A 16,280-nucleotide genomic window follows, 5' to 3' on the forward strand; every position below is an offset into this window, starting at 1 on the left:
CACGCCCCGGCCCGGCCGAGGAGTGCCATGAGCGACAGGCCGCGGGCGCGGATGTCGCGGACTGCCGGCCGGTGAAGAACGTACAGATCTGCCTCGACCTCGCCGGGCACCCAGCCTGTTCCCGCCCGGTGCCGGCCGACGCTACGTGCGGGCCGCCAGGGAGCGCACCGCGAGGGCGATCAGCAGCGCCGGGACGATCAGATACGCCGTGCGCAGGCTGACCGTGTCGGAGAGCCGGGCGAGCAGGAACGGCGCGCCGCCGATCGCCAGGCCCGAGGCCATCGCGGCCCGTGCCGCCGCCTTGTCCGGAGCGTGCGGCCACGCGGCCACCGTACGGCTCACGGTGGTCGGGTAGAGCAGTGCGACGCCCAGACCCGCCACGGCGAGCCCGGCGCCGGACAGCGGCAGCGAGGGAGCCGCCCAGAACAGCGCGAAGCCGCCGGCCGCGACGGCCACGCAGGTCAGCATCAGCGGCCGGTGCCCGCGCAACCTGCGGGTGACCGGCACCGCGAAGGAGCGTCCGGCGGCCATGCCGACCAGGAACAGGGAGGCGACCGCCGGAGCCAGCCCCGCCGACGCGTGATGCCAGTCGCCGACCGCCGACGCGGCCCAGAACACCATGCAGAACTCCACGCTCACCGCGAGCAGCACCTCGATCCACGGCCCGATCAGCGCGGCCCTCGAACCGGTCGGCGCGTCATCGTGAGGCTCGGAGGCGTCTGGCATTGGAACGTGCCAAGCGAGGAGCGCGACGACCGCGAGCAGCACCAGCGGAGCCGCCAGGTAACCGGCCCGCCAGCCGAGACCGCCCGCCAGCGCACCGGCCACCGCCAGCGGCGCCAGCACGGACGCCGCACTCGCCAGGCCGTTCGCCTCACCGACCGCGGCCGCCGGAGCGTGCGGGTGCAGCGCGCCCAGCAGCGCCGGGATCAGCTGAATGAGCAGCGCCCCGCCGATCCCGAGGAGCAGCGCGCCGGCCAGCGTCAGGATCCGCACGGGCGTGGCCAGCAGCAGACCACCCGCGATCATCCCGCCGATCGAGGCGCGCAGCGTCACCGCCCGCCCGACGCGGCCCACCAGCGGAGCGCCCACGAGACCGATCACGAGCAGCCCCGCCGCGAACAGCGTGGGATAGAAGGCCACCTGTCCCCGGTCGACCCCCAGGTCCTTCTGCAGCGGCGCCAGCACCGCCCCCATGCCGTTGAGCAGGAACCCCAGACAGCTCAGCACCGTGTACAGCACCCAGGTCGAGGTACCGCGCGTCAACCCGCCTGTTCGATCCACATCCGGGAGCGTAACCGTGCTGTACGTTCCGGAACAGAAGCGGGTATCTCCCCCTGCAGAGCGGAGCGGCCGCCCCGCCTCGGCGGATCTAGTTCGCGAGCACCCGCGAACGTCCGCTAAACTTTCCGAGGCGCTGGAGATCGGAAGATCCGCAGGCCAGTGGGGTATGGTGTAATCGGCAGCACGACTGATTCTGGTTCAGTTAGTCTAGGTTCGAGTCCTGGTACCCCAGCAAGTCGCTGACCTGGGCGGGAGTCTCACAGAGACCCCCGCTTTTGTCGTATTCAGGGCCGCCTGGGCACGTATTGGGAACAGCGGGCCGTGATCGGGCTCATAGCGCTCTAATGCCGCCGTTGCGTCGGCTGTCGTAGCAGTACGGTCTCGTCGGCAGCTCGCGTCGGCCGTACGCTACGCCCCCGTGGACATGGCTTACAGCGAGCTCCCCGATGACGTCGAGATCGTCGCGAATGAGCAGGGGCGGTTCGAGCCGAGGAGCGCGGAGCGAGACGTTCGCATCGGGGTTCCCAGGACAACACCGGAATCGGCCCGTGTGGCATGCCTGACGTACCTCAACGTACGAGCGGCCATGGATCGTGCCGGCGCCGCCCTGCGCGGCGCCGGCACGTACCCGCCATCGCAGTACACCCGAGAGCAGTACGAGCGAGCATGTGACGAGCTTGGCCTGATGAGGTTGCCTGACAGCGTTTGCCGGAGTTCGGGCGATGTTCGGTTCGAGCCGCCTGAGCACGACGCGGAGACGATCGTCATCGGCTCACTGGCCCAGCGGCGGCGATGGGGGCTCCTGGCCGAGGAACGCCGGCAGCGCCAGGACTTCGAGAAGGATCTCGTCCGTCTGCCTGGGTTCTACTCCCACGGATTGACCCGCGAGCAGTACGAGAAGGCATGCGCGTGGATCGGCGCCGATCCTGCCCCCGAGAGACGGATCACGGCTCTCAAGGCCGCGTGCTACGAGCAGGAGGAGATCGGTGACATGGTCGAACTCCCGCTGATCCTCGCGAAGTGGCGCGCCACTGGCATGTACAAAGAGCGTCGCGAGAGCGCGCCGTGAGCCGCGGCACAGGAGAATTCCCATCAAAAATCCCACAGCTCTGCTGGCCGCCGCGTCCCTGGGGATCGTCGTACTGGGGGCGACGGCCTGCCGTGAGGATCACACCGCCGCAGGCTCACCGACTCCGTCCGCGTCGCCGACGGCGAGTGGGAGCGCCAGTGCCAGTGCCGTGACGCCCTCGCCATTCGTTACGTCCCCCAAGGCACGCCCATCGAAGCCGGATCCCACGGTGACCGGCTCCAACGTGATCATGATCGATCCGCAGGGGAAGAAGTACACCCGCCGGACGATGGTGCAGATGGCGGCCGGAATGGCCGCAACGCAGGGGAACCTCCCCTCCAATTTCTGTGCGATCTCGTACCGGCAGGGCGTTCAGGAGGGGGGTAGGTTTCCGGCGGGCCGGCAGGCTTTCATGGAGGCGTGTCAGGAGGGCGTGCGGCTGGCCCGGCGTCACTGAGCACCACTATGGCGGCGGGGTGATCGCCGATGCGAGGCCCCCAAGGACGAGGGAGAGGTCAGCGCATGAGCGAGAATCAGGGCCGCACGCCGTTGCGCTACGGCCAGACGGGCCTGCGAGGAAAGCTCGCCCGGGTCCTCGTTGAGGAACCCACCGATGAAATCGATTGGCCCGCCGATCTAACGCCCGGGATCGAAACGGTCGTCATCATTGATGATGAACCAAACCCACATCACACGCTGCGGGTTCACCCGCCGGACGACCCCACGCGCATAGCCCTGGTCGTGTTCGACCAGTTGGCGCTCTGCGAGGATTCGTCGGAGGCGTGAGGACGATGGACCCGCGACGTATCGAGCTCAACCGTCGCCACAGCCGGGAGATGGGGTTGCTGTTCGCGGCATTCCTCGACGCCCATCCGGATGTCGAATCCGAGGTCACCGGAGCCCAGATGACCGCGGACCAGGAGGCCGCGTGGACGGCCTACAGTGCCGAACTTCTCGGTCGGCATCAGGCCGAGCGATCCGCACTCGCGGCCGAAATCGAAGCCGAGCAGCGACGGCACGGCGGCCTGTGACACGTGATCGTCGACACCCGGAGGAGCCGGTTACAGGGCAGGGGCGTCGGCGCGTTCTCCCGTTGCCGACGCGTGTGAGAGTCGGCCGCTGAGCTGCGGGCCAGAGGCTGCCATCGGCCCACTGTCGGAGGGGTTCGGCAGGATCGGCGCGATTCCGGGAGAGACGTCCCGCACCGCGAAACGTCCCGGTTCCCATCACGACGGAGGTCCCGTGCCGTACCCGAAGCTTCCCGCGCCCGCACCCGGCGAAGTGCTGCTCATCTGCACCTGCTACGAGGAGGACAAGGCCCGGTGGGGCGAGGTCCTCGGCGCCCTCCGCGGGCGCCAGGACGGCGACGCGGTCGTCCTCGACGACGGCGGGGTGCGGCTCCGCCTCGCGGAGGACCCCGGGTGGGACTACCTCCAGGGTGGGAACCTCCCCGCGCTCGTCCCCGAGGGCAGTGCGGCACCGCCGATCGCCGCCGTCGTCGACATCCCCGTCGTGTACGGCGGCGCTGCCGTGCTGCTGGTGGATCTGCGGGAGATCCCCGGGCGCGGAGTTCGGGTTCCGGGGGACGATCTCGGCCGCGTCCTGGCGGCACTGCTGGGCGGGTCCCTTCGCTTCGACGAACTCGTGCACGGTATGGACCGGTTCGGTGTGTACCAGGGCGATGGCTGGGCCCCGGCGATCCCCACGCCGACGACGGTCGTCCGCGCCTCGTTTCCGCGGCTGCCTGCCACCGAGATGACGTTGCTGGTCCGCACCGACTTCACCGACGACCGGGCCTGGCGTGCGCTCGTGGACGCCCTTGGAGAGCCGGACGAGGACGGTGGGTTCTCGGCGGGTGAGGGGCTCTCCGACCGCGTCGAACTGTCCGCCGTCGTCGTCGACGATCGTGAGTTCGAACATCTGCAGCCGGGGCAGGTCCCCGCTCTGGTGCCGCCCGGCGAGCACACCACCATGGTGGCGCTCGCGGACGCCGCGACCATGGCGGACCCGGCCCACCCAGTGCTCGTGGTGGACCTGTACGACACCCCTGGCCAGGTGACCCGGATCCCCCTCGCCGAAGCCGGATCGATGGCCGCCAACCTGGAGATCTCCAACATGGACTTCGCCGACTTCGTGTAGGCCGACGCGGGGCGCGGATCGCCGAACACCTAGGACGTCAGGCCTCCTCATCGGAGAGCAGACCGTGCGCGGCCGGGTCCCAGGGGAAACGCTCGATGATCGCTCCCTGCGCGTCCAGGACGAGGGCTTCGGACGGCCATGGCTGACCGTGCGAAGCCCAGGGGATGAGGTCCAGGGCGTATCCGTTCGGCTGTACGGCCAGCTCATGCCGTCGGCCGTCTTGGAAACCGAGCCGGACGGTGGCCGCTTCCGCCCGGTAGATATGCACGCCCACGAACCAGCGACCCATGTGCGAGGTCTCCTCGACCACGAGATGCATCGGAGGCACTCCCGGCACAGGGATCTGGGGGCTGTCGCTTTCCATGCTTCCGCCCTCTTTGCCGCCTCCGGGCGGGAGCCGGCGGAGGTAGATGCACGTGCCGCCGGCCTCGTTGGGGGCCTCCCACCATTCGATGACGTCTCCGTCCGGGGCTCGCAGCCGCGCCATCAGGGCGGCCTGGTCGACGCGTACACGGGAGATGGGGTCGGATGTGTGAGGGGCGAACCCCTCCCGGAACGTACGGACGACGCTGTCGGGGACCGGGTGGGGAGGCTCTGGAATCGTCATGGGCCGAGCTTGGCGTCAGCCGATCACGATCACCATCGGGGACTTCCCCCACGCGACCCTGAGATGAGGCGCGATGGGATACCGCCGAGAGTCTTCGGGGCTCTGACCCCGAAAGTCCTCGGCGATCATGCGGCGGTGGGACGATGCATCACGATCATCGAAAGGTCCCCGAGGAGGACGTGTTGCCGAGGACGCTGCCGGTTACCGAATGCATGCTGGTGGTTCGTACCGACTTCTCCGACCAGGGCGCCTGGGAGGCCGTCCGGGCGGCGATCGGAGAGCCCGGCGAGGACGGCTACCTCGAGGACTACATGTACGGCGTGGAGTTCGTCGACGACGTGGGCTATCGCGACATATCGGGCGAGGAGCTTCTCCGGCTGATCCCGGAGGGCTATGACGCCTCGATCCTCGCCGTGGTCGACGAGACCACGATCAGATCACCGGAGATGCCCCTCGTCCTCGTCGATCTCAACGAGCTGAATGAGGAGTACGGCCGCGCGATGCGCGTCATCCCGGCCGAGCTGCCGTCGATCGAGGTGAACCTGCACATCGGCAACATGGACTTCTTCGAGTTCGCCGACAACGCGGACGAGGACGGCGTCTTCCGCGGCTTCCCCGAGTGACGCGCAGGCCGTGAGGTCCCCGGCGGCCGGCCGCTGAGAAGGGGGTCGGATTACCTCGGCGCGTACGGCCCGGTCGGCGACAACGGGAACGGCCGCATGACCGGTGGTCATGCGGCCGTCGGTTCACTCACCCGAAGGCGTGCTCCGCGAGCCGATCAGTTCCCGGAGCGGGAGATCAGCTGCCTCCAGGTGGCCGGGCCCACGATCCCGTCGACCGTCAGGCCCACCCGTTCCTGGAACCGCCGGGTCGCGGTGTCGGTGCCGGCGCCGAAGACGCCGTCGACCTGGGTGGGGGACTTCAGGTCGCCGTGTTTGACCAGCTCGGTCTGGGCCGCCTGGTCGCCCTCGCGGACGGTCGAGCCGATCGTCTGCCCGTCGGTCAGCTTCTGCCAGGTCGCAGGGCCGACGACTCCGTCGACGGTCAGGCCCGCGACGTCCTGGAACCCCCGTACGACGCTGTCCGTGGCCGGTCCGAAGACCCCGTCGGCCGCGAGCGTGCGCCACTGGTCCCGCGCGCCCCGCAGCAGGTACTGCAGTGCGGTGACGTCCGGCCCAGTGCTGCCCTGCCGAAGGACCGGCCAGGATGCCTGAACGGCCATGCGATCCACCTCCCCATGGTGGGTTCCCTCGCGGAATGCGAGGACATAGGTGGAGACGGGCTCCTGACCAGAAGAGTTCCGGCTGGTCAAGGTATCGTCGCCGTTCGGCCACCAGGCCCTGTCTCCTCCGGCACGGCACCCGCTGCACGGCCCCTTTCTCCTCCGGCAGGAGGCCTGCTGGACGGTCCCTGTCTCTTCCGGCTGGGCGCCCGTCGTACGGATCTCTGTTCTCCTCCGGGCGCCTGCCGTACGGGCTCCCTGTCTCCTCCGGCTGGGCGCCTGCCGTACGGCCCCTGTCTCTTCCAGCAGGGCGGCCGCCGTACGGACCCCTGAACCGGGTGATCGGTTCACGTGTGGTCCGTGTTCGGCCAGACATATCCATTAACGGCCGATTGAGCGTAGAAACAGCGTGTTGCCCCGCCTTTACGCTCATGAGGAGACGAATGCACAGGAGAATCGCGGTGACCGCCGTCTCATTCGCGGTGCTGGCCGGCGGCCTCGCCGTCGGCGGGACCGCCGAAGCGGGCATCCAGGGATCCGGCGTCAGCGCCGACGTCGTCGCGCAATGTCACGCCCACCAGGTCTCCCACCCCAAGCACTGGACGTGCGTGACGCCCGGCTCGTACTGCCCGAAGGCCGCGCACGGCTACTACGGGTACGCGGTGAAGAAGCCTCACAAGAGGTACCGGTGCGTCCGGTACTCGAACGGCCGGTGGCGCTGGAAGCGCGCCTCCTGAGGTCCGGCACATCCGTGGTCTCCGCGCCGAACGCCCCGCTCCGGTGGGGCGTTCGGCGGGATGACGACCGGCCCGCCGGCTCCCCGGCGCGCGGGGATTCTGTCATTGCGGCGTGCCAAGATCACCCGTATGTCGTTGCGAACCCTCATCTCCGTCCATCTGGGGGAGCCCTCGCCGGAATCCGGCTCCGCGTCAAAGGCCGGCTCCGCGTCGGAGGCCGGCGTGGAGCCGGCGCCGCCTGGGGAGGTCGCCGCGGCCGAGGACGCGCTGATCGCGAGGCTCGACGGCACGACGCGTAAGTCCTTTGAAGTGATCCGGGCCGGGCTCTACAACGCGCCGCCGAGCGGGGACGACTGGGAGCGGCTGGCGGACTCGGCGTACGCCGGGTTCGCGCGGACCGTGCTCGAGATCGCCGCCGTACGGGCTGCCGCGATCCAGGCCGGCGATATCCCGTACGCCGCGGACAAGGCGTTCGCGGCCGACGAGGTGGCGGTGCTCGGCCGGGCGGTCCGCGTCGCCCTGCTCCGCGACGAGACCTGGCTGCCCGAGCTGCTCGACCGGCTGCTGCCGGCCGTCGCGGTCGCCCCGACACCGGCCCGTACGCTCCCGTCGCAGGCACTGGTGTTCGAGGTCGCCCGGTCGGCGCAGGAGTTCCCGACGCCAGAGGCGGCGGCCGCGCTGCGAGCCGTGCGCGGGATCGTCCGCCACGCCGGGGTGCCGAAGCAGCTCGACCGGAACCTCAAGCGGATCGACGCCGCGCTCGCCGACCGCACCGAGGTCGCCTTCCGGCTGCCCGATCTCGGGTTCGGGCCGGACGGCGTGTACCGCAGCGTGGTCGGGGAGCACGAGGCGCGGATCACGATCGGCGAGGACGCGACGCTGACCTGGCATCGCCTCGACGGGCAGGGCCTGCGCGGCGTCCCCGCAGCGGTCCGGCGCGACCACCCGGCGCGGCTCAAGGAGCTGCGGGAGCTCGTCAAGCGCGCCCGCGCGCACCTCACGACGCTCACCCGGGCCCTGGAAGGCGCGCTGCTCGCCGAGCCCGGGCAGACCTACGGCCGGTGGCGCGCTGAACAGGCCGCGCACCCGCTCGGGCGACCCCTCACCGAACGCCTGATCTGGGAGGTCGAGGTCGCGCCCGGCGAGTGGCGCGCCGGTCTTCCGGTCGAGGACGGCCGGCGCTTCATCGACGCCGCGGGCGAGCCGTGGGCCGCGGTGGGGGAGGACGCCGCGATCCGGCTGTGGCATCCCGTCCGCGCCACTCCCGGCGAGATCCGGGCGTGGCGTGACCAGCTGACCGAGCGCCACCTGCGTCAGCCGTTCAAGCAGGCGTTCCGGGAGATCTACGTGCTGACTCCGGCCGAGCGGGAGACCCGGGTCTATTCCAACCGGTTCGCCGCGCACATCCTGCGGTACCGGCGGCTCTACGGGCTCTTCAAGGCGCGCAGCTGGCAGGCGGGGATGCTCGGCCCCTGGGACGGCGGATACGAAGGCGAGGCGACGCGTGTGCTCCCCGGACGGCGCTGGCGGGGGCGCCTCTTCGTGGAGTACGTCGATCCGGCCTGGCAGGACGAGCTCGCCTCGACCGACCAGGTCCGGTTCGAGCGGCGTACGGACGACGGCTGGCGCGAGGCGGCGCTGGAGGACGTGCCGCCGACCGTGTTCAGCGAGGTCATGCGCGACGTTGACCTGTTCGTCGGGGTGACGTCGATCGCCGCCGACCCGGAGTGGACCGACCGGGGGGAGGACCGGTACCGCGACTACTGGCACCGGGCCGGCTTCGGGGATCTCAGCGCCTCCGCCGAGGTGCGCCGCGACGCGCTCGCCCGGCTCCTGCCCCGCACCAGGATCGCCGACCGCGTCGAGCTGAGCGGGCGGTTCCTGCGCGTACGGGGCTCCCGGCGCACGTACAAGATCCATCTCGGCTCGGCCAACATCCTCATGGAGCCGGACGACGCCTACCTGTGCATCGTCCCCTCGTCCCGCGGTGCCGCGGGGGACGGGCTGTTCCTCCCCTTCGAGGACGAGCGGCTGTCGTTGATCCTCAGCAAGGCGTTCCTGCTGGCCGACGACGCGGACATCACCGACCCGGACATCCTCCGGCAGATCGAGCGGAGCGCGTGATGGCGAGCGTGACGGTCCGGGACGAGACCGCGACGGGGCGGCGACTCGACGAGATGTCCCTGCCCGACCTGCCGGACCTCGTCACGGTGCGCGACCTGATCCGGACGCGGGTGCGCGAGGAGGTGGCCCGGCACAACGCGCGGCCGTCGCGCCACTTCCGCGGCCTCGTACGGCCCGACGACGCGGAGGCGGAGCTGAACGGCTACCTCCTGCGCGAGGCGAGGCGCATCGACGCGGAACGGCAGGCCGACCTCGCCGAGCGGGCCTTCGGCCGGAACGGCTTCATCCTGCTCGTCGGCGACCGCCAGGCCGACGAGCTCGATGAGGTCGTCGAGCTCGGCGCGGGCACGGAGGTCGTCTTCATCAGGCTCGTCCCGCTGGTCGGTGGCTGATCCCGCTCCGTCCGCCGAGCGTGGTTTGGCGTCGTTGTGATCACCCGGTACAGTTGAGGAGTCGGCAGGCGGGGACGAGGTTCGGCCCCGGCGAGTCGGCAGGGTCCTCCGGTGAGACCGGAAGCGACCCGCTTCTCATGTAGGGCTCGGGTAGATCGATACCCGGTTCGTACAAGGGGAGAACGTCCGCTAAGCTGGGCGTCGCCCGCGAGGGAGACCGAGCGAGCGAGACACTGAGGTCCCGTCGTCTAGTGGCCTAGGACGCCGCCCTCTCAAGGCGGTAACGCCGGTTCAAATCCGGTCGGGACTACAGCAGGTCGAAGGCCTGATCACCACACGGTGGTCAGGCCTTCGTCGTTCTTCAGGCCCTCCACCGGCCGGCACCGGAGTGGCCCGCAAGGATCAGCGGCCGGTCTCAGGACCGGCGGATCAGGATCAGCGGCTGGTCTCAGGACCGGCCGATCAGGATCGGCGGTCAGTCTGCGCGTGGCCGCCCGGCCGCCGCGCGGTCGTACGAGGGCCGCCGGAGTACCGCCCCCCGATCAGCGGGCGGTCGCCAGCGCGGCGGCCAGCGCCGCTTCTACGAGCAGGTAGAAGACGGTTGGAAAGAAGCCGGCCGGTCGCTCGGCCGCGAACGAGATGATCCGGCCGGCCGCCATGCCCGCGAGGGCCAGCGCCACGGCGGTGACCAGTCCGGCCCGCAGCCCGTCGTCCAGGAGGGCGAGCACGAGCGTCAGCGCGACCGCGACGCCGTACCCGCCGTACACCGCGCGCACCTCGTTGCGGCCATCCGCCGAGCGCACCAGGGTGCCGAACGGGGCCAGGAGCGCGGCCGGCGCGATCAGGCCGTAGACCCCCATCCCGCCGAAGAGAACGGCGACCACGCCGATGATCACCTCGTCCATCCCGTCCTCCCGCGTCACGCCGTGCGGCTCGTACGGGCCGTACCCCAGCATGGCCGGTGACGGCGCGTCGATGACCTGCCGGGTAATCGACACGACGTCCACGCGGGCCGGGCCAGCCCCACGCGGAAGTGAGCGGAGCGAGCACCTCATCGCGCCCATGCGGCCGGGCGTGCCTGCTACGCGGCGGTGAGCAGGGCGAGCACCTCGTCTCGTGACATCGTCGCGCCGCGTTCCCGGGCGGTCGCGGCGGCATCCGCGCCGATGAGGTCCCGTGCCCCGTCGGCCACCCGGGCGACGTCGGGATCTCCCGCCAGGGAGAGACCGCGCAGCGCGGCCCCGGCCCCGAGAAGAAGGGCGGCCTGCTCGCCGTCGCCCTGGAGCACGGTCGCTCCGGCCAGGGCCTCGGCGGCGTGGGCCAGGAGCCGGAAGTCCCCCTGTCCGAGACCGATGGCGATCGCCTGACGGAACCAGGCCTCGGCCTGGACGGCGTCGCCCTCCGCCTCGGCGACCCGGCCGAGCCCGATCAGCGCCGATCCCCGGGTCCAGAGGACGGCGAACTTCTCCGTCGCGCATCGGCTCAGCGCGGCCTCATAGTGGCGGCGTGCCTCCGCCAGGTCGCCGCGCAACCGGGCGACCTCTCCCAGCCCGACGAGGGTGTCGGCGATCTTCTCCGCTCCGCCCGCCCGGCGGGCCAGCGCATGCGCGCGCTCGTAGGCCTGGTGGGCGCCGTCGACGTCGCCGCGGCGGATCCGCATCTCGGCGATCAACTGCAGGCAGTCCGCCATGTCCTCGGCGGAGTCGAGCTGCCGGAGATACTCGAGGGACTCGTCGATCAGCGCCTGCGCCCTCTTCCAGTCACCGCGCCACACGGCGACCCGGCCTCGCTCCTGCAGCATCGCCGACAGCCCCCAGCGGTCACCGAACGCGCGAAATCCAGTCTCTCCCCGGGAGAACTCGGCGTCGGCGCCGGTGAGGTCGCCGGCGAGCAGCCGGCGGTAGGCGTAACCGAAATGGCGAAGGGCGACGGACCACGGATCCCGGCCCATCCGCGCCTCCTGCAAGTCGACGTTGGCCTCGGAGGGACCGGCGTTCAGCGCCCAGAGCAGGGTGGACATCGGCCGTAGCGTCGGCCGGCCCGAGCCCAGATCCGCCATGATCGAATCGATGCGGCGCCGGTAGCCGTCGAGAGCAGGGTCGTCGCCGCCGCCGTGCAGGGCGAGCATGACGCACAGCGCGTACTCCTCGTCCATTCCCGCCGGCGGCTCGGGGCCGATCAGGGCGAGCAGTTCGGTGGCGGTCGCGGCGCCCTCGCTGCGCAGCCCGCGCAGCCACCAGTAGGCCGCCATCGCCGCGAGCATCCGCAACGCCCGGGGGTGGTCCGTGTCGACGAGCACGCGGAGCGCCGCCAGGAGGTTGCCGCGTTCGGCGTTCAGCCGGGCCAGCCATTCCAGCTGCTCGGCCCGGCGCAGGTGGGGCTCGGCGGTCTCGGCCAGCTCGAGGAAGTATGCGGCGTGCGCGGCACGGGCCGTCTCCGTCTCGCCGGCTTCGGCCAGCCGCTCGGCGCAGAACTCACGGATGGTGTCGAGCATTCGGTACCGCCCGCCGTCGCCCTCGACGAGGGACTTGTCGGCGAGGTCGGTGAGCAGGTCGTCGGCCTCCTCCTCGGAGAGGCCGCAGACCCGTGCCGCCGCGCCCGGCGTGGCACCGCCCGCGAACACGGTCACCCGCCGGGCGACCAGGCGTTCGTCCTCGCCGAGCAGATCCCAGCTCCACTGCACGACGGCGCGCAGGGTGCGGTGGCGAGGGGCCTTCGTCCGATCACCCCGCGACAGCAGCCGGAACCGGTCGTACGGGCCGGGTCCGTCCGGCGTCCCGAGGCGCGCGGCGACCTCCTCGACGGTGAGCGTGCGCAGCCGCGCCGCCGCCAGCTCGATCGCCAGCGGCAGTCCGTCGAGCGCGTCGCAGACGCGCACCATGGTGGCGACGGCCGGGGCGTCGAGCTCCAGGCCCGGGCGTACGGCGGCCGCCCGGTCGGCGAACAGCCGCACCGCCGGATAGCCGAGCGCGTCGGCCGGATCCGCGCCGGGCGGCGGGACGGCGAGCGGGGTGAGGGGGCACAGCGCCTCACCGGTGATGCCGAGGGCCTCCCGGCTGGTCGCCAGCACCCGCAGGCCGGGACAGGCGCCGAGCAGCCGGTGTACGAGCCCGGCCGCCTCGTCGATCACGTGCTCGCAGTTGTCCAGGATCAGCAGAAGGTCCCGGTCGGCGAGGGCCTCGACGAGCCGTCCGGCCGGGTCGGGGTGCGAGCCCGGCACGGCGGGCATCCGGCCGGCCTCCCGGATCCCGAGCGCGTCGATGACCGTCTGGGCCACCGTGCCGACCCCGTCCTTGGGGCGGCTCTCGATCACGGCGAGGTCGACGAAGCGGACCTCGCCCGGCAGGCGGCCGCCCGCCTCGATCGCCAGGCGGGTCTTGCCGGTGCCGCCCGGCCCGATGAGCGTGACGAGGCGTTCGGCCGTGAGCAGCCCGCCGACGCGGGCGAGTTCCTCCTGGCGCCCGACGAAGCTGGTGAGCTGGGCGGCCAGCGCGCTCCGGGCCACCGGCGAAGGGGCCGATTCGCGCTCCCGCGGAGGGGCGGCGGTCAGGGCGGGATCGGCCCGGAGGATGGCGAGGTGGATCTGGACCAGCTCCGGCGAGGGATCGGCGCCCAGCTCGTCGGCGAGCGTACGCCGCGCGTCCTCGAACACCGCGAGCGCCTCGGCCTGCCGGCCGCCCCCGTACAGGGCGCGCATGAGCTGGCCGCGCAGGCGCTCCCGGAGGGGATGGGCCGCCACGAGGTGCTGGAGTTCGGTCACCAGGTCGCGGTGGTCCCCCAGCGCGAGCCGCGCCTCAGCGTGGTCTTCGAAGGCGTCCAACCGCAGCTCTTCGAGCCGGGCGGCCTGCGCCTCGGCGTACGACGCGGCGGTCACGTCGGCCAGCGCGGGGCCGCGCCAGAGATCGAGGCCTTCGCGCAGCAGGGCGGCGGCGCCGGCGTGGTCACCGGCCACGAGGGCGCGTCGGCCGTCCCGGGCGAGCCGTTCGAAACGGAGGGCGTCCACGTCGTCCGGGTCGATCGCCAGCCGGTACCCCGCCGGGTGGAACTCCACCAGGTCGCCGGATCCGTCGGCGGCCCGGAGGCCACGCCGCAGCCGCGACACCTGGGACTGCAGGGCGTTCGCGGCCCCGGCCGGGGGATCCTCGCCGTACAGGGCGTCGATGAGGCGCTCGGCGGTCACCACTCTGCCCGCGTCGAGCAGCAGCAGGGCGAGCAGCGCGCGTACGCGCGGGCCGCCGACCGCGACCGCGGCGCCCTCGGAGGCGCGGACCTCCAGAGGACCCAAGATGCCGAATCGCATGCCCCGATTGTCGCGGATCACCGCGGTGGCGCAGGGCGTCCATGAAGGCCATTGACGATAATCAACGTTGACCAACATCGATGAGCGTCGTCAGCATCCGGGTATGGCCTCTGACCTGACCCGTCTTTTCGCGGACGCGCCCCGCGACTTCCCCACGTCTCCGCTCTACGGTCGGCTCGGTACGGTCGTCGCGGCGGACGAGCGGCTCCTGGCGATCGCCGCGCAGGCCCCTGCCGGTCGGCTCCCCACGAACCTGCTGTTCGCGGCGGTGCACTGTCTGCTGCTCCGGGACCCGTCGCACGACCTGGCGGCCTGGTATCCCTCGACCGGGTCCGCGCAGCCGCCGGACGGCGATCCGGGCCCGGCGTTCACCGACTTCTGCCTCGCCCGGCGGCCGGAGCTCGTCGCCCTGATGCGGCGCCGCATGGTCCAGACGAACGTCGTCAAGCGGGCGACGGTCCTGCGGCTCGGCCTCGCCGCGGTCGCCCGCGCGACCGACGAGCCCGTGACGCTGATCGAGATCGGGTGCAGCGCGGGCCTGCTGCTGCGGTTCGACGACTATCGCTACGACCTCGGCGGCCGGACCTGGGGGCCGCCGGCCTCACCGGTCGAGATCCGCACCCGATGGGAGGGCACCGGGCCGGCGCCGGACCTCGGGCCCCTCCCGGCCGTCGCCGATCGCGTCGGCGTGGATCTGCATCCCATCGACGTCACCGACCCGGACGAGCGGCTGTGGCTGCGCTCCCTGATCTGGCCGGAGAACCGGGAACAGGCGGACCTGCAGGCCGCGGCCCTGGAAGCGGCCGCCGCCGACCCGCCGCGGACGATCGCGGGTGACGCCGTGGAGGTGCTCCCGCGCCTGGTCGCGGACGTGCCCCCGGGCACGCCGGTCGTCGTCTTCCACGCCGCCACGCGCATCCACGTCCCGGAGGATCGCCGCGACCGCTTCGACGAGGCCATCGCGGCCGTGGGCCGGACGCACGCGCTGTTCCACCTGTCCCTCGAAGCCTCGCGGGAGCTGGGGCCGGTCGCCTTCGCGGCACGCCTGCGGCAGGGGGACGCCGCCGAACGGATGCTGGCGATCACCGACGGGCACGTGGAGTGGATCACCGATCCCGGCTCCACGCCGCGGTGATACACGTCCGTACGACGGAGACGCGCCGGCGAGCGGTGGCGTGGAGGAACCGCGACGTGGACGCACGGCGGAGTCCTGCGTACGAGCGGTGATGTGACCGGTAACGCGTTGGGGCTGCGGTGGTCAGGTGATGGAGAACGCGGCCCAGACGGCCTTGCCGCCGCCCAGCAGAGGGGTCCAGCCCCAGGCCCGGCTGATGGCGTCGATGATATGCAGGCCCCGCCCGGTCTCGGTGACGTAGTCGGGCTCCCGCATGGCCGGGGCGCGGTCCGCCGGGTCGGTCACCATGCAGACCAGGTGACAGCGGTAGCGGATCAGCACGAGCCGGAGGGCCTCTTCGACGCCGGCACCGCAGCGCAGCCCATGGCGGACCGCGTTCGTCACGAGTTCGGAGACGACGATGGACGCGTCGTCGTAGAACTGGCCCAGGCTCCACTCCGTCAGCGTGGTCTTCGTGACGTCCCGCGCGATCTTCGGCGACTCCGCCTCGGCGGGCAGGTTCCGGGCGGCCACCCACGGGCGGTCGGGAACCTGGTGCGGGGCGTTGTCGAGACGTGTCAGCCAGTCATCCCAACCCCGGTGGGCGAGGGGGATGCCGGTGGTCTCACGCAGGGGGGACATGGTCATTGGCGAACCCTGGGGAAGTCGTGTTCGTCGCGGGGCGCCCGGTGCGCCGCTTCCGCTATCTTGCTCCTCAAGTCGTGCATATGCAAGCACGGCTGCACACTCAAATGCACGTGCATCTGAGCGTGCAGCGTGTGGGGGGAGCGGCGCCCGGCCGGCGCCACCTGGTGCGACCGGGCATTCTCGACAGAGGCTTGGAGGGGCGAGGATGTATCAGGCCTACAACGGAATGTCGGCGACCTGCTTGAAGGAGGTCAGCTGGCTCAAGAGCCGGGCCAGCAACCCGAGCGGCAACTGTGTCGAGCTGGCGCAGCTGCCCGATGGCGCCATCGCCGTACGGAACTCACGCTTCCCGGACGGCCCGGCGCTGCTCTACACGCGTGCCGAGATCGATGCCTTCATCCAGGGGGCCAAGGACGGAGACTTCGACCACATGCTCCTTTGACCGTCCGCATGCACGTTTGACGTGACCGCTTTGCAATCGGCGCCCCCGGTGGGACACTGGGCGGATTCCGGTGTCCTGAGGGGAGTGCAGTGATCGGTTCTCAGCCTGACGGCGAGACTGCCGTGAGCAGCCTGTTCGGTCATCATCGTGGTGGTCCGACGGTGCTGCGTATTGTGCTGGGGGCGCAGTTGCGGCGGTTGCG

17 protein-coding genes and 2 tRNA genes are annotated in these 16,280 nt (G+C 71.4%); 13 read left to right on the plus strand and 6 right to left on the minus strand.

The features are described from left to right. Window positions 1-141 precede the first annotated feature (141 nt). The gene (locus ABEA24_RS50400; protein WP_345443204.1) at window positions 142-1,284 is read right to left on the minus strand and encodes an MFS transporter; all 1,143 of its coding nucleotides are present in this window, start codon (window positions 1,282-1,284) and stop codon (window positions 142-144) included. A gap of 160 nt (window positions 1,285-1,444) precedes the next feature. Here ABEA24_RS50400 and ABEA24_RS50405 point away from each other — a divergent pair. The 6 genes from ABEA24_RS50405 to ABEA24_RS50430 all read left to right on the plus strand — a co-directional run bounded on the left by ABEA24_RS50405 (window position 1,445) and on the right by ABEA24_RS50430 (window position 4,492). After that, a tRNA-Gln gene (locus ABEA24_RS50405) sits at window positions 1,445-1,516 on the plus strand. 186 nt (window positions 1,517-1,702) lie between these two features. After that, window positions 1,703-2,353, plus strand: a complete 651-nt coding sequence (locus ABEA24_RS50410; RefSeq protein ID WP_345443207.1) for a hypothetical protein — start codon at window positions 1,703-1,705, stop codon at window positions 2,351-2,353. Between the two features lie 229 nt (window positions 2,354-2,582). Next, on the plus strand, window positions 2,583-2,810 hold the full coding sequence (locus tag ABEA24_RS50415) for a hypothetical protein (protein WP_345443209.1): 228 nt from the start codon (window positions 2,583-2,585) through the stop codon (window positions 2,808-2,810). A 65-nt stretch (window positions 2,811-2,875) separates the two neighbouring features. Next, on the plus strand, window positions 2,876-3,139 hold the full coding sequence (locus tag ABEA24_RS50420) for a DUF7161 family protein (RefSeq protein WP_345443210.1): 264 nt from the start codon (window positions 2,876-2,878) through the stop codon (window positions 3,137-3,139). A 50-nt stretch (window positions 3,140-3,189) separates the two neighbouring features. Next, a complete protein-coding gene (locus ABEA24_RS50425; protein WP_345443212.1) occupies window positions 3,190-3,384 on the plus strand; it encodes a hypothetical protein in 195 nt (64 codons plus the stop codon). Window positions 3,385-3,595: 211 nt separating this feature from the next. Continuing rightward, window positions 3,596-4,492: a DUF6924 domain-containing protein gene (locus ABEA24_RS50430; RefSeq protein ID WP_345443215.1), complete on the plus strand. Its 897-nt coding sequence runs from the start codon at window positions 3,596-3,598 to the stop codon at window positions 4,490-4,492. A 37-nt stretch (window positions 4,493-4,529) separates the two neighbouring features. Here ABEA24_RS50430 and ABEA24_RS50435 read toward each other — a convergent pair whose 3' ends face one another. Further along, window positions 4,530-5,099 (minus strand): hypothetical protein, encoded by a 570-nt coding sequence (locus ABEA24_RS50435; protein WP_345443218.1) that lies wholly within the window; start codon window positions 5,097-5,099, stop codon window positions 4,530-4,532. A 182-nt stretch (window positions 5,100-5,281) separates the two neighbouring features. On the opposite strand from ABEA24_RS50435, the gene ABEA24_RS50440 reads away from it, so the two are divergent. Next, window positions 5,282-5,722 (plus strand): DUF6924 domain-containing protein, encoded by a 441-nt coding sequence (locus ABEA24_RS50440; protein WP_345443221.1) that lies wholly within the window; start codon window positions 5,282-5,284, stop codon window positions 5,720-5,722. A gap of 155 nt (window positions 5,723-5,877) precedes the next feature. On the opposite strand, the gene ABEA24_RS50445 is transcribed toward ABEA24_RS50440, so the two are convergent. Continuing rightward, entirely contained in the window at window positions 5,878-6,321 is a 444-nt protein-coding gene (locus ABEA24_RS50445) for a peptidoglycan-binding domain-containing protein (protein ID WP_345443224.1), read from the minus strand. Between the two features lie 443 nt (window positions 6,322-6,764). Between ABEA24_RS50445 and ABEA24_RS50450 the strand changes: the two genes are divergently transcribed. From ABEA24_RS50450 to ABEA24_RS50465, 4 genes are all read left to right on the plus strand, one after another. After that, on the plus strand, window positions 6,765-7,058 hold the full coding sequence (locus tag ABEA24_RS50450; protein ID WP_345443227.1) for a hypothetical protein: 294 nt from the start codon (window positions 6,765-6,767) through the stop codon (window positions 7,056-7,058). 129 nt (window positions 7,059-7,187) lie between these two features. Further along, on the plus strand, window positions 7,188-9,182 hold the full coding sequence (locus ABEA24_RS50455) for a DUF4132 domain-containing protein (RefSeq protein WP_345443230.1): 1,995 nt from the start codon (window positions 7,188-7,190) through the stop codon (window positions 9,180-9,182). After that, window positions 9,182-9,574, plus strand: coding sequence for a hypothetical protein (locus ABEA24_RS50460; protein WP_345443232.1), 393 nt, complete (start codon window positions 9,182-9,184; stop codon window positions 9,572-9,574). Before ABEA24_RS50455 ends, ABEA24_RS50460 begins: the two co-directional genes overlap by 1 nt. 237 nt (window positions 9,575-9,811) lie before the next feature. Next, a tRNA-Glu gene (locus ABEA24_RS50465) sits at window positions 9,812-9,884 on the plus strand. A 232-nt stretch (window positions 9,885-10,116) separates the two neighbouring features. On the opposite strand, the gene ABEA24_RS50470 is transcribed toward ABEA24_RS50465, so the two are convergent. Further along, window positions 10,117-10,572 carry a DUF4345 family protein gene (locus tag ABEA24_RS50470; RefSeq protein WP_345443234.1) on the minus strand — a complete coding sequence of 152 codons (456 nt, stop codon included), beginning with the start codon at window positions 10,570-10,572 and terminating at the stop codon, window positions 10,117-10,119. A gap of 83 nt (window positions 10,573-10,655) precedes the next feature. Beyond that, window positions 10,656-13,874 (minus strand): AfsR/SARP family transcriptional regulator, encoded by a 3,219-nt coding sequence (locus ABEA24_RS50475; protein WP_345443237.1) that lies wholly within the window; start codon window positions 13,872-13,874, stop codon window positions 10,656-10,658. A gap of 103 nt (window positions 13,875-13,977) precedes the next feature. Between ABEA24_RS50475 and ABEA24_RS50480 the strand changes: the two genes are divergently transcribed. Further along, window positions 13,978-15,009, plus strand: a complete 1,032-nt coding sequence (locus ABEA24_RS50480; RefSeq protein WP_345443239.1) for a DUF2332 domain-containing protein — start codon at window positions 13,978-13,980, stop codon at window positions 15,007-15,009. A gap of 123 nt (window positions 15,010-15,132) precedes the next feature. Here ABEA24_RS50480 and ABEA24_RS50485 read toward each other — a convergent pair whose 3' ends face one another. Further along, window positions 15,133-15,636 (minus strand): ATP-binding protein, encoded by a 504-nt coding sequence (locus ABEA24_RS50485; protein WP_345443242.1) that lies wholly within the window; start codon window positions 15,634-15,636, stop codon window positions 15,133-15,135. Window positions 15,637-15,841: 205 nt separating this feature from the next. Here ABEA24_RS50485 and ABEA24_RS50490 point away from each other — a divergent pair, with 205 nt between their 5' ends. Then, the gene (locus ABEA24_RS50490; RefSeq protein WP_345443245.1) at window positions 15,842-16,078 is read left to right on the plus strand and encodes a DUF397 domain-containing protein; all 237 of its coding nucleotides are present in this window, start codon (window positions 15,842-15,844) and stop codon (window positions 16,076-16,078) included. Window positions 16,079-16,280 lie beyond the last annotated feature (202 nt).

It is taken from the genome of Actinoallomurus vinaceus (assembly GCF_039542055.1).
Classification (GTDB): domain Bacteria; phylum Actinomycetota; class Actinomycetes; order Streptosporangiales; family Streptosporangiaceae; genus Actinoallomurus; species Actinoallomurus vinaceus.

Coding starts and splice junctions, on each gene's coding strand:
- ABEA24_RS50490 (WP_345443245.1), top strand. CDS start 15,842: ATGTATCAGGCCTACAACGGAATGTCGGCGACCTGCTTGAAGGAGGTC.
- ABEA24_RS50445 (WP_345443224.1), bottom strand. CDS start 6,321: ATGGCCGTTCAGGCATCCTGGCCGGTCCTTCGGCAGGGCAGCACTGGG.
- ABEA24_RS50460 (WP_345443232.1), top strand. CDS start 9,182: ATGGCGAGCGTGACGGTCCGGGACGAGACCGCGACGGGGCGGCGACTC.
- ABEA24_RS50420 (WP_345443210.1), top strand. CDS start 2,876: ATGAGCGAGAATCAGGGCCGCACGCCGTTGCGCTACGGCCAGACGGGC.
- ABEA24_RS50450 (WP_345443227.1), top strand. CDS start 6,765: ATGCACAGGAGAATCGCGGTGACCGCCGTCTCATTCGCGGTGCTGGCC.
- ABEA24_RS50435 (WP_345443218.1), bottom strand. CDS start 5,099: ATGACGATTCCAGAGCCTCCCCACCCGGTCCCCGACAGCGTCGTCCGT.
- ABEA24_RS50455 (WP_345443230.1), top strand. CDS start 7,188: ATGTCGTTGCGAACCCTCATCTCCGTCCATCTGGGGGAGCCCTCGCCG.
- ABEA24_RS50475 (WP_345443237.1), bottom strand. CDS start 13,874: ATGCGATTCGGCATCTTGGGTCCTCTGGAGGTCCGCGCCTCCGAGGGC.
- ABEA24_RS50485 (WP_345443242.1), bottom strand. CDS start 15,636: ATGACCATGTCCCCCCTGCGTGAGACCACCGGCATCCCCCTCGCCCAC.
- ABEA24_RS50480 (WP_345443239.1), top strand. CDS start 13,978: ATGGCCTCTGACCTGACCCGTCTTTTCGCGGACGCGCCCCGCGACTTC.
- ABEA24_RS50425 (WP_345443212.1), top strand. CDS start 3,190: ATGGGGTTGCTGTTCGCGGCATTCCTCGACGCCCATCCGGATGTCGAA.